The 15,597-nt window shown below is 38.8% G+C and carries 17 protein-coding genes; 6 read left to right on the forward strand and 11 right to left on the reverse strand.

Annotation, left to right across the window (positions count from 1 at the left end):
- Nucleotide 1: 1 nt before the first annotated feature.
- From ACY650_RS03205 to ACY650_RS03225, 5 genes are all read right to left on the reverse strand, one after another.
- Entirely contained in the window at nt 2–235 is a 234-nt protein-coding gene (locus ACY650_RS03205) for a hypothetical protein (RefSeq protein WP_462251678.1), read from the reverse strand.
- A 199-nt stretch (nt 236–434) separates the two neighbouring features.
- Nucleotides 435–1,124: an acyltransferase gene (locus tag ACY650_RS03210; RefSeq protein WP_462251680.1), complete on the reverse strand. Its 690-nt coding sequence runs from the start codon at nt 1,122–1,124 to the stop codon at nt 435–437.
- Nucleotides 1,099–2,292 (reverse strand): glycosyltransferase, encoded by a 1,194-nt coding sequence (locus ACY650_RS03215; RefSeq protein ID WP_462251682.1) that lies wholly within the window; start codon nt 2,290–2,292, stop codon nt 1,099–1,101. Before ACY650_RS03215 ends, ACY650_RS03210 begins: the two co-directional genes overlap by 26 nt.
- Nucleotides 2,289–3,212, reverse strand: a complete 924-nt coding sequence (locus tag ACY650_RS03220) for a glycosyltransferase family 2 protein (protein WP_462251684.1) — start codon at nt 3,210–3,212, stop codon at nt 2,289–2,291. The genes ACY650_RS03215 and ACY650_RS03220 overlap by 4 nt, the downstream gene beginning before the upstream one ends.
- Nucleotides 3,209–4,366: a glycosyltransferase family 2 protein gene (locus tag ACY650_RS03225; protein WP_462251686.1), complete on the reverse strand. Its 1,158-nt coding sequence runs from the start codon at nt 4,364–4,366 to the stop codon at nt 3,209–3,211. The genes ACY650_RS03220 and ACY650_RS03225 overlap by 4 nt, the downstream gene beginning before the upstream one ends.
- Nucleotides 4,367–4,646: 280 nt before the next feature.
- Between ACY650_RS03225 and ACY650_RS03230 the strand changes: the two genes are divergently transcribed.
- From ACY650_RS03230 to ACY650_RS03255, 6 genes are all read left to right on the forward strand, one after another.
- Nucleotides 4,647–4,910: a hypothetical protein gene (locus tag ACY650_RS03230; protein WP_462251688.1), complete on the forward strand. Its 264-nt coding sequence runs from the start codon at nt 4,647–4,649 to the stop codon at nt 4,908–4,910.
- A gap of 84 nt (nt 4,911–4,994) precedes the next feature.
- Nucleotides 4,995–6,086: a helix-turn-helix domain-containing protein gene (locus ACY650_RS03235; RefSeq protein ID WP_462251690.1), complete on the forward strand. Its 1,092-nt coding sequence runs from the start codon at nt 4,995–4,997 to the stop codon at nt 6,084–6,086.
- Between the two features lie 88 nt (nt 6,087–6,174).
- Nucleotides 6,175–7,389, forward strand: a complete 1,215-nt coding sequence (locus ACY650_RS03240) for a serine hydrolase domain-containing protein (protein ID WP_462251691.1) — start codon at nt 6,175–6,177, stop codon at nt 7,387–7,389.
- A 56-nt stretch (nt 7,390–7,445) separates the two neighbouring features.
- Nucleotides 7,446–8,684 (forward strand): M16 family metallopeptidase, encoded by a 1,239-nt coding sequence (locus tag ACY650_RS03245; RefSeq protein ID WP_462251693.1) that lies wholly within the window; start codon nt 7,446–7,448, stop codon nt 8,682–8,684.
- Between the two features lie 17 nt (nt 8,685–8,701).
- Nucleotides 8,702–9,340, forward strand: coding sequence for an O-methyltransferase (locus ACY650_RS03250; protein WP_462251695.1), 639 nt, complete (start codon nt 8,702–8,704; stop codon nt 9,338–9,340).
- Nucleotides 9,337–11,112 carry a lytic transglycosylase domain-containing protein gene (locus ACY650_RS03255; RefSeq protein WP_462251697.1) on the forward strand — a complete coding sequence of 592 codons (1,776 nt, stop codon included), beginning with the start codon at nt 9,337–9,339 and terminating at the stop codon, nt 11,110–11,112. Before ACY650_RS03250 ends, ACY650_RS03255 begins: the two co-directional genes overlap by 4 nt.
- Before the next feature lie 85 nt (nt 11,113–11,197).
- Here ACY650_RS03255 and ACY650_RS03260 read toward each other — a convergent pair whose 3' ends face one another.
- The 6 genes from ACY650_RS03260 to ACY650_RS03285 are packed head-to-tail and all read right to left on the reverse strand — an operon-like array spanning nt 11,198 to nt 15,509.
- Nucleotides 11,198–11,647: a hypothetical protein gene (locus ACY650_RS03260; protein ID WP_462251699.1), complete on the reverse strand. Its 450-nt coding sequence runs from the start codon at nt 11,645–11,647 to the stop codon at nt 11,198–11,200.
- Between the two features lie 3 nt (nt 11,648–11,650).
- Nucleotides 11,651–12,196, reverse strand: coding sequence for a hypothetical protein (locus ACY650_RS03265; RefSeq protein ID WP_462251701.1), 546 nt, complete (start codon nt 12,194–12,196; stop codon nt 11,651–11,653).
- A gap of 22 nt (nt 12,197–12,218) precedes the next feature.
- Nucleotides 12,219–12,671: a hypothetical protein gene (locus ACY650_RS03270; protein WP_462251703.1), complete on the reverse strand. Its 453-nt coding sequence runs from the start codon at nt 12,669–12,671 to the stop codon at nt 12,219–12,221.
- A gap of 50 nt (nt 12,672–12,721) precedes the next feature.
- Nucleotides 12,722–13,507 (reverse strand): hypothetical protein, encoded by a 786-nt coding sequence (locus ACY650_RS03275; RefSeq protein WP_462254447.1) that lies wholly within the window; start codon nt 13,505–13,507, stop codon nt 12,722–12,724.
- Nucleotides 13,417–14,532: a DNA polymerase III subunit gamma/tau gene (gene dnaX, locus ACY650_RS03280; protein WP_462251705.1), complete on the reverse strand. Its 1,116-nt coding sequence runs from the start codon at nt 14,530–14,532 to the stop codon at nt 13,417–13,419. Before dnaX ends, ACY650_RS03275 begins: the two co-directional genes overlap by 91 nt.
- Before the next feature lie 56 nt (nt 14,533–14,588).
- The gene (locus ACY650_RS03285; RefSeq protein WP_462251707.1) at nt 14,589–15,509 is read right to left on the reverse strand and encodes a carbon-nitrogen hydrolase family protein; all 921 of its coding nucleotides are present in this window, start codon (nt 15,507–15,509) and stop codon (nt 14,589–14,591) included.
- Nucleotides 15,510–15,597 lie beyond the last annotated feature (88 nt).

The raw sequence follows: 15,597 nt of genomic DNA on the forward strand, positions 1-15,597 counted from the left end.
CTTAGTTGAATATCAATTTTGAAGACATGCTTGGTGTATTCTCACACAAGTATTCTCTGCTAAGAAATTTCTCGTTGAAATCTAAGCTATCTGCTTTCACAACGTTATAAATTATGCTGTCTCTTTGGATTTCATTGGTAGCTACTTCTTCTTGAGCGTTGTCCGTAGTTTCCTTTTCTTCAGATAGTGTTCCAACTATCAGGATAATAAAGTAGAATATAAATAGTCGTCTCATGCGTCTATGTTTAAAATTTAAGCGCACACATATTGGTAATGTGTTTGTTCTTCGAAGTAACTATGATATGAGATTCAAAATCAGCTTAAGAGGCCTACTGATTATAATAAGGAGATGACTGGTAGTGATATCCAGATAAATGGTAACAGGCCCGGACACTACCCCGGACCCAAACACTACCAATATTAAATCTTCAATTTTACTTAAGTGGAGCTATTAATTCAGGTGCTACCTCAGTGTCCGATTCTTTATTCGGTTTCACCCACGCATTTTCTATAAAATCCCACTTTCTCACCACTCTGGCAGGATTTCCTACTGCTATACTATAAGGAGGTATGTCGTCCATCACAACAGAGTTAGCACCAATTCTACAATAGTCTCCAAGCTTGAGGACTTCTCCGTTTTTCTTTCCCATGACAACAGTCCCTGTACCAATGAAAACATCTTCTCCTAGTTCTATCGGGGCGGTATCGCATGGTAAGTGATGGTGTGGAGCGATTGGATCAATTCCATGATGCATTCCAAGTAATCTTACATACTGAGATAATCCTGAGTACTTTCCTATTTTGATAGGTCCAATTAATACACATCCAATCCCTATTTGAACTTCGTCTTCAATAATCACGTCTCCCATTCCATTATTCACAACTACATTCTTCTCAAGCTTGGCGTACTTACCAAATCGGAATTTGTTGAAAGGAACAAGATCTAAACGAGCACTTAAACATATACCTCTTCTGAAATATTTTGGCATAATAGTGATTAGCCAAAAAATACCCTTCAACCTTGTTTGATATGGCTTCCTTTTGAACAATAGACTAAGCACTCTTTGCTTTGCTTCAGGATGATTGTCCAAATAGTCTTTAATAGTTTTTTTCAGTTTGTACATCTTCCTTTTTGTTCAAATAGTTCAAGAATTTCTTTGCTCTATGCTCCCAGGTATTCATGGAAGCAAACGTTTTTCTCTCCAGCTGCTTTTCTACATCTTTATCATGCAATGCTTTCTCTATAGCCTCCTCAACGTCTCCTCCATCTTTAGCAATATAAACTTTGTCTGCAACGGGAACTAACAGATCCGGATTAAACGATGTGCAAACGATAGGTTTACCAGTGCTCATGTATTCGTACAGCTTTAAAGGATAGATGGATTTAGCTGCTTCGTCTACCTTGAATGGAATGATCGTAGCATCTACGGAATAGATTAAGGCTGGTAACTCGTCATATGAATACCTTCCAATGAAATGGACATTATCCATGGTCCAAATCTCTTCCGGAACGTACTTTTCTTCTACAGGTCCAGCCATCACTAATGTCCAGTCAGGATTTGCTTTGAAGGTCACTATCAACATATCATAATCTATCCGTCGCTCGATTGCCCCGAAGTATCCAATGATCTTTTTACCAAGACTTCTCACACTTGGAACATATTTCTGAGGTGAATTAAAATGCTTGTAGTTAACAGCATTTGGTATCATAAAACTCGGCTTCTTCTCTTGCCACTCTTTCTGAAGTTGAGGTGCAGTACTAATAACCAAATCTGAATTATTCACAGATTCCTCCTGGTTTCGAATACCGTGCTTCATGGTGTAAGGTTTTACTATCGGATCAACGCAGTGATAAACACGTTTCATTTGCTCACCCTTTAAATGATCACACAAGTTTGGATAGTGATAATTATACGAGTTAATGTAGCTGTAGCTATCCCAATTATTCTGCTTTAACCATTTGTTGACACGATTAGCAACAATTTGATGATTCCATGCAGATACTCTCCTATACTTTTTTCCAAAAGACAGAAAGTTAATTGGGGCTACAGCCGGCGGAACTAATACATTTATCTTACCCTTTGATTTCAACATAGGACTTGAAGAAAATGTCGCAGCTAGTCTCACCCATCCTTTTCTTTTTGTAAGCCCTCTTACCAACTCTGTCCATGTATATGGGTGTTCTACAATCAAAACCTCATTCGAATTTGAAAATTCTCTTGCCAATTCAAAAGTTGTGGATGTATTCACATCGTCATATCTAGCAAGTGAAAGCATTACTATCTTTTTCATCTCACTCGCTTTAATAGTAGGTTATCAAATTTGTATCCCAATCTATTACTTGTTACATCATTGCTAAAGTGCCACGATACCGCCGCAAGAAAAGCTTTGATGCTGTTCAAGTCTCTTTTAAATAAGAAGGACAATAAGTTTTTGGGTACTGAAACCAAAAAGAAGAAAGCTGAGAATATAAACTGCTGAACTTTCGAAAAATGCTTTCTCGTGTAGAGTAATCTATTTCTCGTCATAAAGTAAAGTTTGCACTCACTTATCTTACCTACAGATACTGATTCTTTGTGAATGATTCTGCTAGTCAGACAAACACCTATTTTTAATCCAGCTTTTTTGATTCTGCTCCCCCAATCCAATTCTTCATAATACAAAAAGTAATTTTCACTCATCATGCCTACTTTTTCAAGATTTTCTCTTGAGATAAGCATGGCTGCTCCGTGAGGATAGCTTGTATCTTTTATCCCTGTGCTATCATCCAATTGATCAATGAGCTTATTACGTCCGGTAAGCGTATTCAATTCGGTATATCCTGCGTATTGGATTGTCAAATCCTCGTTAAGAATTACCGGCGTTAACATTCCATACTCCGGATTCGCTTTGTATTGATCTATTAGTTCTTCTAAGTCAAGCAGGTTTAATTCTGTATCGTTATTCACAAAGAACAAATACTCGCCACAACTGTCTAAAACTCCAAGGTTATTTCCGCCGGCAAATCCAAGGTTATATTTTGATCTAACCAGCTTCACCCAAGGGTACTCTGCTACTGCTTCTTCAGGAGATTCCTGTGAAGCATTGTCCACTACAATTACTTCCAAATCAAGATTTGAAAAATTCATGCTCGTCTTAATTGATTCGAGAAACGAAACTGTATCTCCAAGAGCATTGTAGTTGATTGTTATTATGCTAACCTTCGTTTTCATGCTCTTCTCAATGCTTTTTCCCAAATTACTGACTGCTCACCTTTCATGAATCGTACAAATCCCATCACCACTGCGTAGTTCATCATGCAGAAGTAAAAAGGTACATGAAGTACTTTCACTTTAATTTTAAACTTCTTAAAGAAGTATCCCATACCTGCCATTAGGTAAAATGCTACTTGTAGAAAAGCAAGTCCCATAAACAAATCCGATCCGTTCGCTAGTACCAAATTGGAAGCAAACAACGTAATAAGAGCAACTGGTGCTATTGTCCATCTCATCACGCGATGTGATAGATACTGAAAACTCAATAAGTTAAAATCACGTGGATTTAATAGATGTCTGAATAATACAATTGCTTGAAATGCTCCTGCAGAAATTCTCACCTTCCTTTTCAGTTCATCCTTGACAGAAGCGCTGGGTTTTTCCATTGCATAGGCTTTTGGCTCATACGCAACCTTATATCCTTTCTCAGCAAACTTCATCGTCATGAAAAAATCTTCAATGATCATGTTTTCAGGAATTCGCTCGAATCTGCATGTTCTGTAAGCTATCAGTTCTCCCGCAGCTCCTACCATTGTATTTACCTCTGAGTCTAGTCTTTTTAAAGCAGACTCATATTTCCAGTAAAGACCCTCTCCTGCTCCACTAGCGTTCTCCACTCTATCACTAATAATCTTCTTCTCTCCGCTTACTGCTACAACCTTAGAGTCAGAAAAGGGCTTCACCAAATGAATCAATGCGTGCTTGTTGAGTTGTGTATTTGCATCAGTCGAAACCGTAATGTCCGCATGGATTAAATCCATTGCTCGGTTAACAGCTCCTACTTTACCTGATCTTGTGTCTTGATGCAGGTGAATGACGTTGGCGTATTTCTTTACAATCTCCGCTGTCCTATCATTCGAACCGTCGGTAATCACATAGATGTATTTATTACCTTCCGGATATTCCAATGACATGGAATTAAGGATTTTTTCTTCAATTACATCCTCCTCATTGTATGCCGGAATAAGCATTGCTACGGACGGGTATCCTGTATCGCGCTGAGCTTTTCCTTCAGGCTTTTTCTTTATTCTGGCCATAATAGCCATTACCATTCCATACCCGATGTAGGTATAAAATAGAATGATAATACTGGTTATTAGTAGTGCTTTCATCGTGTTTTTTATTCAAATCTGCCTACTTGAAACCTTCGCTATTTACATTCAAGGCCGATTGACACAATAACAAGGATGATTGGAAGCATTTTATCGCTAAGCTGCAACGAGGATCAATACATATTGAAACTGCTTAAATGAAGGCGTTTTTCTGTTCTTGCATAGCAACTTCACGTACTGAAATAAGCGAATCCCGTAGTTCTTCCATTAAGCGATTTGCTCTAGTAATGGGAATGCCCAACGCCCACTTTTGATTATTGTCAAATCAAATAACAACAACATGAAACCTTACAGTAAATTTTCTTATGATCCTGCTTTTTTAGAGAGCAGATTAAAAGACGTATACAACAAGTTTTTCCCTTTTGGAACCGTGACAGAATTGAACAAATACATGAGGCATGATGGTGTAATCGCAGACTTTGACTTGAACGGAAATCCAGTTTATAAAGCAGTTATTCGAAACGAACCTCTTCGAATTGAAGTACATCATATCCCGACTCAGAGTAAAGTTGTGGCATGGCAAATGAGTGGAAAAGTTGCCTAATTCGATAGACAGCTAGTAAAAGTTCAAAAGATCACTTAACAAAATTGATTTTGTATCTTAGATCAATGGTAAAATCATTGGACTATGAACCTGAATCTCTTTAACATAACAATGATTTTAGGGAGTGCACAAGGAATACTGATAGCAGCTATTCTTGCTCTCAGTCCTCAATTTCGGCGATCCTCAAATACTTTTCTTTCACTACTTGTTCTTACAATATCTGTTCAAAACATCTCCAACAGTCTAATAGATATTGGCTTCTTGCAAGTAGAATATTGGCCGCTTAGCTGGACACTTCTTGTTCCTTTTTCTCTGAGATATTTCATAAAGTGTCTGATAGAACCCAATTACAAATTAGTCAAGAAAGACTTCTTCCTCCTTGGCCCATACACGATTCAAATTGCATTTAAGGTTGCAATCTTTCTCAGGTTCTTGACAGCCAAGAGTTTTGTACTCTCTCATGCAGAAGCAATAAAACTAGTAATGATCTCTTTCGAGATTCTTGCACTTGTTTGGAGTTTGACGATAGTCATTCAGTCTATAAAAAACCTCAATAATTATGAAGACAAGCTAGTCCAAAACTTCTCAAACCTTGAGGGAAAATCTCTGAAATGGCTAAAAAATACGCTAATAGCTACGTTAGTTATTTGCTGCATTTGGGGTCTCACTTTTGGTTATCACATTTATGTTCAAGAATTAAGTAACATCTCATATTTCAATTGGATCAGCATTGCCCTTATCACCTATTGGCTGGCCTATTCGATAATTGCAAGACGTAATCTCTTTGAAGCACCAAATTTTCAAACTGCCACAATTGAAAAAAAACTACCTAAAAAAACGGACGACTATTACGATTCAATTCTGAAGCTTATGACGGATGAATCGTTATACAAAGTTGAAAAGCTAAGCATGGATATGCTATCTCAAAGACTGCAACTTAGCAATGGTTATATCTCTCAAATTATCAATCAAAAAACAGGCAAGAACTTTTTCGAATTTGTAAATGAATACCGGGTACAGGAGGTAATAAGAAAAATGCAAGACAAGAAGTTCAGTCACTTCAGTTTGCTAGGTCTAGCGCTCGACTCTGGGTTTACATCCAAATCCACCTTCAATGATGTTTTTAAAAAGATCACAGGTTTGACGCCATCAGCCTATCAAAAACAGCTCAAATAAAGAAGTCCGACTTCCTTCAGTTTTATTCATTCGGTCGATTTGAGCACATGTGAGAGAGATTTTAGTGGAGAATTTAAAATCTCTAAAAATGAAAAACTCAAAAAAAGTCACGCTAATATCACTTTCTATACTTGTGATATCTATCATCTTATTTTCCCTTTCTTTTCGAAAATTAGAACGATTGTACCATGTTCTTACGCTCTTCGATGAAGATAAAATAGCGGAAAATTTTCGCAGTATGGACAAGCATTTTCCCATGAAAAGAATGAATCCATCATTTAACCCTTTCTACTATGGAATTGGCAATCAGATAGAATTGCCTGAAACGTTTACATATCAGAGCAAAGAATTTTCAACAGATTCATTTTTAATAGGATCCAAAACGACAGGGCTCTTGATTCTAAAGAATGATGAAATCGTCTACGAAAAGTATTTCCTTGGCAATACGCCGTCAACCAAGAATATTTCATGGTCTATGGCTAAATCCTTTGTTGCAACATTGGTTGGAATAGCTCATGATGATGGTCATATTGAGAACATAAATGACATGGCCGATAAGTACGTACCCGAACTTGTTGGGACCGCCTATGAAGGAGTTACTATTAAAAATATTCTACAGATGTCTAGCGGAGTTCGTTTCAATGAAGACTACGACGATTTCTTCAGCGACATCAATCGCTGGGGAAGGGCTTTTGCATTGGGTTCATCACAGGATGAATTTGCTACTTCTCTCGTGAGACAAAGACCACAAGGAATATTCAATCAATATGTAAGTATCGATACACACGTCTTATCTATGATCGTAAGCAGAGCAACAGGAAGATCTCTTACTGATTATATGAATGAAAAGCTATGGAAACCTTTGGGTATGGAGTATGATGGCTACTGGACCACAGATGATTCCGGGACTGAAGTTGCGCTATGTGGCTTAAATGCTACTTTGAGGGATTTCGGAAAGCTCGGGTCACTTTATCTCAATAACGGCAGATGGAGAGGAAGACAAATTGTATCTAAAGAATGGATACGTATGTCTGTAACGGCTACTGAAAAACATCTAATGCCAGGGAAAAACAACCCCAGATCTGCTCACGAGCTTGGCTATGGGTACCAGTGGTGGATACCTGAAGGTTCTGAAGGAGAATTCCTGGCTCAAGGTGTATACAACCAAAACATCTATGTGAACCCAACCAAGCAATTGGTAATTGTGAAATTATCTGCCAATAATAAGTTTAATGATGAGCTACACATTCCAAGTCGGTGGCAAGCAGCTTTGGAGTTTTATAGGTCAATTGCAGCAGAATAATTCGTGATAAATCAGACCTATGTCTCTAGCAAACAAATAGCTAACTTTGCGCTCCAATGAGCAAGAAGGAATACGAGCTGATCGAGTTACCGAATGGCATTCGGATCATCCACAAAGAAGTTAATCACACCAAGATTGCCCATGTCGGCATCATGCTAGACATGGGCAGTCGTGATGAATCCTTAGAAGAGCAAGGTCTCGCCCATTTTCTTGAACACATGGCGTTTAAGGGGACAACGAAACGTAGTTCTTACCACATAATTAATCGTCTGGAATCGCTTGGAGGAGAGCTCAATGCCTATACAACCAAAGAGAAAATTTGCTTCTACGCTTCATTGCTAGATATCCATATTGATAAGGCTGTTGAGCTATTATGTGACATCACTTTTAATTCCATTTTCCCGGAAAGACAGATTGAAAAAGAAAGGACGGTGATTTTGGAGGAGATGAGTATGTATCGCGATACTCCGGAAGATTCCATTCAAGATGAGTTTGATGAACTACTTTTTCCAAATCATCCGCTAGGAAGAAATATTCTAGGCACTGAAAAGACGGTTAAGACATTTCAAAAAGCGAATTTTCGATCGTTCCTGGATCGGAATCTTAATACCGAAAAAATAATACTGTCGAGTGTAGGAAACTATCCTGCGAAAAGGATACAAAGACTTGCCACAAAGTATCTTAAGGACATTCCGCATAAAAACCACACTCCTGAACGCAATTGGTTTTCGGGCTATACACCCTCTAGAAAGGAATTAAGGAAGCCAATCACTCAGGCACATTTTGCGATGGGGATGCCTTCGCTGAGTATCAAAGATCCAAATCGAATTCCGTTTTTCTTCTTAGTAAATCTTTTAGGCGGGCCTAGTATGAGTTCAAGGCTAAATCTGAGTTTGCGAGAAAAGCATGGACTGGTTTATGGCGTGGATGCCAGCTATGCTCCTTACCTTGAAATAGGTCAGTTTGCGGTATACTTTGCTACGGATCCTAAGAATCTAAAAAAGAGTCAGCGGATCATTCTAAAGGAAATAGAAATATTAAAAAATAAGCCTTTGGGCAATATGCAGCTGCACAAAGCCAAAAATCAAATAAAGGGACAGATGGCTTTGTCCGAAGAAAACAAGAATGCCATTATGCTTATGATGGCAAAAAGCCAACTTGACCTCAATAAGGTTCCTGATATCAACAGTGTCTTTGATAAGATAGATGGAATTACCGCAGGACATATTCAAGAAATGGCGACTCAATATCTACCAACAGATGAGATGAGTGCTTTGACATATCTGCCGGAATAATCCTTATCTTTACGTACATGGAATTTTTACCTGAAGATCTTCAGAAATATGTGGAAGATCACTCCGAACCTGAATCTGATCTGCTTCAGCAAATCAATCGGGAAACTCACCTCCATGTTTTAAAACCACGGATGCTTTCAGGTCACCTCCAAGGACGCGTTCTATCCATGCTTTCGCACATGATCAAACCAAAAAATGTGCTTGAAATAGGGACCTATACCGGGTATGCAGCATTATGCATGGCGGAAGGGATGCAAGAAGATGGTAAGCTCATTACGATTGACAACAATGAAGAACTATCTGTTAGGACCAAAGGATATTTTCAACAGTCTAAATATGCCGATCAAATAGAAATGCTTGTTGGAAATGCCTTGGAAGTAATTCCAGCTTTAAACCAGCAGTGGGATCTGGTATTCATTGATGCAGATAAAGAAAACTACGCCAACTATTTTGATCAAATTATTGATCAAGTGCGGGTAGGAGGATTCATTATTGCGGACAATGTTCTATGGAGTGGTAAAGTATTTGATACAAGTAAAAATGATAAGGCCACTGAATCAATCAGAGACTTTAATCAAAAGATGCATACCGACCCACGGGTTGAAAACGTTTTATTTCCCATCCGTGATGGGCTTATGATAGTAAGAAAGATATGATGAAAGGTTCAAGCTTCAAGTACCAAGTGTTAAGTTGGGTTTTCTTCCTGGGAATATCCTTAACGGTATTTTCTCAAACAGTACCTCGAGAGATGATGATTGGAGATGTTAAACTCACCATCAATGAATCCGCTCGCAGACAGATCCAAAAAGATGTAGATCGACTCACTCAAAGTCAAACATACTACGGCATCCTCGTAGATCGGATGAATCTTTACTTTCCATACATCGAGCGTGAGCATAAGAAAGCTGGGATTCCAGATGAAATCAAGTTTCTAGCAATCCAAGAAAGTGCGTTGATCTCAGATGCTGTGTCTTCAGCAAATGCGGTTGGCTTTTGGCAGTTTAAAGATTTTACAGGTCGTGAAGTTGGGTTGGTAGTTGATCGCAAAGTTGATGAACGGCTTAATATTGTTTCCGCTTCTAGAGGATCGGCTAAGTATTTTAAGACCAATAATTTCTTTTTTGATAATTGGGCATATGCCGTGATCGCCTACCAAGCAGGAGCTGGTGGGGCTAAAAAACATACCAACAGCGCCAACTATGGTAAAAAGAAGTTGACCATTACTACAAACACTTATTGGTATTTGAAGAAATTCATAGCCCACGTGGTAGCCTTCACTCCTTCTGTAGGTCTCCCGCATTCTGAAGGCATTTGGCTAGACGAAATCACCAATGCAGGTGGTAAGTCCCTTGAGCAGATCGCAAGACAAGAGAAGGTAGATCTAGAAGAGCTTAAGAAATACAATAAGTGGTTAATGAGAGGCTCAGTACCTACGGATAAAACATATTCAGTAATGATCCCTAAGAAAGGATCTCCTCCAAAAAAACTCGTTGCGGAAAATAAATCCAACACTAAACGGAGTAAAATCTCGGAGGCACAATCAAAAATTTATCCAAGCGAGCTAAAGCCAGGCATCACTGAAGCAAACAGATCGACCATTATCCCGCTGAACGGGATTCCATCAATTCTAGCCAGGGAGTCTGATGATGTCCACAGTGTTTCTGCAAGAGCAGGCCTTTCTGAAAAGAAATTCAGAAAGTACAACGACATGAGCGCAGATGATGAAATAATTCCTAACGAATTCTATTACATAAAAGGCAAGAAGGGAAAAGCTAAGATTGGTTTCCATGTTGCCAAGCAAGATGAGACATTGTGGGAAATATCTCAGCAGTATGGAATAAAGGTTAGCAAGCTTGCGAGTAAAAATCGCATGAGTATCATTGATGAACTAGAACCTGGTCGCGTATTGTGGATGGACAAAACCAGACCATCAAGTGAGCCTATTGCCTACCATGAATTAACTGCTCCTGTTATTACTAAACCTGTATCAAAGCCGGTAGCATCAACCGATACAATCGAAGAAACATCATCAATAGAGGAAAGTTCGGAAGAAGTAAAATCAATTGAAGTTCCGGAGGTAGACACGAAAGAAGAACGATTAAGGAAAGTAAAAATCCATACAGTCGCTTCAGGAGAGTCGCTTTGGTCTATAGCCCAACTCTACGAAGTAAAGCTCGAAGATCTACTTCGATGGAATGAACTTCCCGATCCGGATGCATTGAAAATCGGACAAAACATTCAAGTCAAAGCACCTATCGAAGAAGCGTCGGCAGGTAAAACAATTATCACTCACTCCGTACAGCCGGGAGAAACACTGTATGCGATTTCAAGAAAGTATGATATGACTGTGGATGAGGTAATGGACCTCAATGGCTTAAAATCTTTTAACCTCAATGCCGGTCAAAACCTGAAGGTTTACGGAGAATAAGAATGGAGAATTTAGAATGAGGAATGAGGAATTGAGAATGGAGAATGGAGAATCTTGCAGCTAGCAACTTGTAGCTTGCCGCTCTTCAATCGTAATTTTTCTGGAAAGGTACTTGCAATGCCTCCGCAATCTTTTTAATGGCTTCCATGTCCCGCTTTTCACTGCGATTACACGAAATAAGCACATTCTCATCTCCATTTTGAATGAAGGCCTTGTAGAAATACATTTTCACATTGGCAGAACTTCCTCTGGAGTTTACATTTTGTGAGACACGAACCTCATTCATATACACAAGTGAAGCATTTGAAATATCAAATGTTTCTTTACCGGATGTGACCAACTTAGCATCAGTATCTACACCTATCCTTTTTCCTCTCAATTGAATCCAAACAAGCGCTGCTCCTACCACAATAAAAATGATAGCTCCTGGAAATGGTCCTACGAATAAGGTGATTACTCCAATGATGATGAATATCCAGCCAAGTGAGGATACTATTTGATTGTTGTTTTCAAAGTGTCTAAGTTGGAATTTCATGATTTAAATGAAGTTAATTAGCAGCAAGCTTATTAATGCTATTGCTGGCAATGCAAACAATACCTGACCTAAGATGACGAAAAATAGGAAATAAATCCAGTGCATTAAATCCATTTTTGCAGGGTTATCTCTCATCAAAACGGTTTTCAACTGCTCTAAATCCATCTGCATATATTCTGCTTTGGATATACTCATCCCAATTGGTCCACGATACTTTAATCCTTCTTTGAAGCCTAAAAATACCTCTCTGGGAAATAGCCATAAACTGTAACCCATTGCCCAAATACTTAGCAAACAGACAGGGAAATGTTTTCCTATTCCTGTTGCAATCTCCCAACCAGAGATGTAGGCTTCCCCTTTCCAAGAAGTGTCCTTCTTGTTTAAGAGGTGATGTAAATCGTGAATGTAGGTTACCTTTTTTCTGAATTCAGGATTCGGAACATTTATGCTTATGCCGAACAACTTTAATTCAAATGTATCCTTATCAATACCACCATTTGGGATGTTATTTTCATCATAAAACTCCTCAAGCAGGATCTCGATTTTCATTATCCAATAAAAGAATTAAAGGTCACTTCAATAAAACAGCATAATCTTCAGTAAATAGCCATAGATACATGCTGGCACCAGACTGTTTCCATAGTTTAGGATTTTCTACCACAGCCTCCAACGATACTTTTCTCATAAAGAGGTAATTGGAATCTCTGTCTTTATAGCAGTACACTTGCTTTTCATCCCAATCTTTTCTTTTCAATGCTGATGCTTCCGAATCATATGTTGCCAAAACTTCTGCAAGAAGTTTATCTTCCACAAACATTTGAATCTGGTACTCATTATTCTCTAGCTCTGTGACTACAAAAATTGCATCTGAATCGTAGTGACTCCAGCTACTTGGCCATTGCTCCCATTTCCCATCATCTCTATGCAGTTCTTTATACTTGGTACACCTAATTAATGAAGATTGCCCAAAAGAAGCCAAGCAAGAGCTCAGAATAGTACATAAGAAAACAAGTCTTAAAATCATCTTATGATGGCATTGTGGTCTATATCAAATGTACTTTGAAAATAACTCTCTTAGTAGTCAAAGTCCAATCCAAGTCGATCTTTCAGATCTTTCAGATCAGGATTCTGCTTAACCATATAATCAAAGATGTCGGTACTGGTGTATAGCTTCTTTTCTTCCTTAATCTCAGCTATCTCTGTACGTATGACTACATGATCATTTTCTAAAGTATTGCGTAGAAATTGCACTAATTCCGTATCAAACTTTTCCAGAAAACTTACCTCTAATTGACTTCCAAGCATGATAATTACACTGTGATTATCACCTTTCTTTACTTCCTTTCCCAGAACTAGTCGGTCTGTATCTCCAGCATTCGTTTTCTGATCTGCAAATCCTTTCCACGCATTTTGAAGGTCTTCATCTGAATACTCCTTCGCTCTTTTTTCTTTAGCAGGGGCAGATTCACTTGTTTCCTCCTTTGCCTTTTTCTTACCAAAAATGCTAGGTGTTTCTTTCGGCTTGTCCGAAGTAGATGGCCGTAAAACTGGACTAACTTTTGGCTTGGCTGGTTCAGATGGAGCATTGCTCACATCATTCATCACCGATGGAAGCGGCTCCTCAGTAGGCGGCGGTGGCGCATCATCTTGTGCAGGAACTGTTTCTTTTGGTGGTTCGGCTTTAGGTGATGAAGGCATTTCTGATTGAGCCATAACGGATTGTGGCTCATTTACCTCTTTCTTTTGCTCTTTTGATTGTGGCTCTTTTATTAGGTCACCGTGTGACCTTTTTTTTTTGCCCCATCTTCCGAGGGACTCAACGTCAGTGCACTCGTGAGATGTGCCAACTTCATCAGGCATAACTCAACATGCAAACGCTGATTTTTGCTTTGCTTGAAATTGAGTTCAAACTGATTTGAAATGTTTAACGCAGACAGTAAAAATGAAGGACTACACTTGCCTGCCTGTTCGGAATACTTGGCTTTCAAATTATCAGTGACCTCAATGAGCGTTAGCGTTTTTTCATCTTTAGACACAAGCAAATTCCTAAGGTGTTGTTGAAAACCATTGAGGAAATTGTTGCCATCAAAGCCGTTTCTTAATATTTCATCAAAGAGCATTAAAGCCCCTGACATATTTTGCGTCAAAAGATCATCTACTAACTTGAAGTAATAATCATAATCAAGAATGTGAAGATTCTTGATCGTATCCTGATAGGTGATCTTACCATCAGAAGAAAATGTAGTGATGAGATCAAAAATGGATAATGCATCTCTTAACGCACCATCTGCTTTTTGCGCAATAAGGTGAAGTGCTTCGTTTTCAGCATCTACCTTTTCGCTTACAGCAATCTTTTCAAGCTGCTTTACGATGTCCCCAACTTCGATTCTATTGAAATCATAAATCTGACATCTGGAAAGAATCGTAGGGATCACTTTATGCTTTTCTGTAGTAGCCAAAATGAAAATGGCGTACTCAGGCGGCTCCTCCAATGTTTTCAAAAAGGCATTGAATGCCTGTGTTGAAAGCATGTGAACCTCATCAATGATGTATACTTTATATTTTCCTTGTTGAGGCGGATACCTAACCTGATCTATCAGATTACGAATGTCCTCGACAGAGTTATTCGAGGCAGCATCGAGTTCAAAGATGTTGAAGTTGGAAGTCCCTTCAGGGCCTTCATTTTCAAATCCGTTGATTGTTTTTGCAAGTATCCTCGCGCACGTAGTCTTACCTACTCCTCTGGGACCACAAAAAAGCAGCGCTTGTCCCAAATGATTGGAGTTGATGGCATTTTCAAGTGTGGTTGTGATATGCTCCTGTCCTACTACCTCCTCGAATCCGAGAGGTCTATACTTACGAGCCGATACCACAAAATTTTCCATCTGGGGAGCAAGTTAATATTACTGCTGATTCTTAAGAAAGATAGGAGGAAATTTCGTTAGCTAGATGTGAAAATATATTCTGCTGCTATCTTTTTTAGTTCGAATACATCTTTTCGGTCATAATGGCCTATCACATCAAAATCCATTTTTCCCTTTTTCACAAGATCCATATCAATATCGGCGTATAAAATTCCTGATTCACCCCAAAGAGGCCCAGCTACTACATTTCCAAAAGGATCAACTATCACGCTACCCCCCTTACATAAAACATGATCATGCCCTACTAATTCTTCTTTCAGATCTGTTGGATAATCATCTTTGGTAGCAAACTGATTGCACCCAATAACGTAGCATCTACCTTCACAAGCAATATGCTTCATTGTGGCTTGCCAGCTATCTCTTTGATCTGCTGTTGGCGCTATATATAGATCTACTCCTGATTGATAAACATGCATTCTGGCCAATGGCATATAATTTTCCCAACAAATAAGTCCACCTATTTTTCCAAAAGGAGTTGTGTAAGTAGTAAGATCACTACCATCTCCTTCTCCCCAAATAACTCGTTCTGTTCCTGTCGGTTTAAGTTTTCTATGATTCCCTAATAATTCGCCATTATTGTCATAGTAGAGCACCGAACAATAAAGTGTACCCGACTCGGATTTTTCAACAACTCCAATAACCATATGTGAGTCGCATTCTTTGGCAATCTCACCTAAAGCTGTAGTACTTTCACTAGGGATTTTTATACTGTTGTTAGAATATCGAAGCCAAAGGCTTCTGCCTTCCTCTGATCTACTCCCGACTGTAGTTCCAAAAGAGAGACCTCTTGGATAACCAGGAAGGAATGCTTCTGGGAAAACAATAAGATCAGGTTTCTGCTCACTTGCTTGTAAAGAAAGTTCACGAACTTTTTCAAGACTCTTTTTCAAATCCAATAGAACTGGAGAGTCTTGTACTACAGCTATTTTGACGTTCATACCACAATTTACTTTGATGGGATCTATTCTTGCGTTCCAACGTTATCAAATGAATGACAAATGAATAACTTTGCCATTCGTTCTTTGA

It is taken from the genome of Ekhidna sp., from assembly GCF_963691765.1.
Taxonomy (GTDB): Bacteria; Bacteroidota; Bacteroidia; order Cytophagales; family Cyclobacteriaceae; genus Ekhidna.

Coding starts and splice junctions, on each gene's coding strand:
- ACY650_RS03285 (WP_462251707.1), bottom strand. CDS start 15,509: ATGAACGTCAAAATAGCTGTAGTACAAGACTCTCCAGTTCTATTGGAT.
- ACY650_RS03260 (WP_462251699.1), bottom strand. CDS start 11,647: ATGAAATTCCAACTTAGACACTTTGAAAACAACAATCAAATAGTATCC.
- ACY650_RS03270 (WP_462251703.1), bottom strand. CDS start 12,671: ATGATTTTAAGACTTGTTTTCTTATGTACTATTCTGAGCTCTTGCTTG.
- ACY650_RS03210 (WP_462251680.1), bottom strand. CDS start 1,124: ATGTACAAACTGAAAAAAACTATTAAAGACTATTTGGACAATCATCCT.
- ACY650_RS03265 (WP_462251701.1), bottom strand. CDS start 12,196: ATGAAAATCGAGATCCTGCTTGAGGAGTTTTATGATGAAAATAACATC.
- ACY650_RS03230 (WP_462251688.1), top strand. CDS start 4,647: ATGAAACCTTACAGTAAATTTTCTTATGATCCTGCTTTTTTAGAGAGC.
- ACY650_RS03250 (WP_462251695.1), top strand. CDS start 8,702: ATGGAATTTTTACCTGAAGATCTTCAGAAATATGTGGAAGATCACTCC.
- ACY650_RS03275 (WP_462254447.1), bottom strand. CDS start 13,507: ATGCCTGATGAAGTTGGCACATCTCACGAGTGCACTGACGTTGAGTCC.
- ACY650_RS03225 (WP_462251686.1), bottom strand. CDS start 4,366: ATGAAAGCACTACTAATAACCAGTATTATCATTCTATTTTATACCTAC.
- ACY650_RS03245 (WP_462251693.1), top strand. CDS start 7,446: ATGAGCAAGAAGGAATACGAGCTGATCGAGTTACCGAATGGCATTCGG.
- ACY650_RS03215 (WP_462251682.1), bottom strand. CDS start 2,292: ATGAAAAAGATAGTAATGCTTTCACTTGCTAGATATGACGATGTGAAT.
- dnaX (WP_462251705.1), bottom strand. CDS start 14,532: ATGGAAAATTTTGTGGTATCGGCTCGTAAGTATAGACCTCTCGGATTC.
- ACY650_RS03205 (WP_462251678.1), bottom strand. CDS start 235: ATGAGACGACTATTTATATTCTACTTTATTATCCTGATAGTTGGAACA.
- ACY650_RS03220 (WP_462251684.1), bottom strand. CDS start 3,212: ATGAAAACGAAGGTTAGCATAATAACAATCAACTACAATGCTCTTGGA.
- ACY650_RS03255 (WP_462251697.1), top strand. CDS start 9,337: ATGATGAAAGGTTCAAGCTTCAAGTACCAAGTGTTAAGTTGGGTTTTC.
- ACY650_RS03235 (WP_462251690.1), top strand. CDS start 4,995: ATGAACCTGAATCTCTTTAACATAACAATGATTTTAGGGAGTGCACAA.
- ACY650_RS03240 (WP_462251691.1), top strand. CDS start 6,175: ATGAAAAACTCAAAAAAAGTCACGCTAATATCACTTTCTATACTTGTG.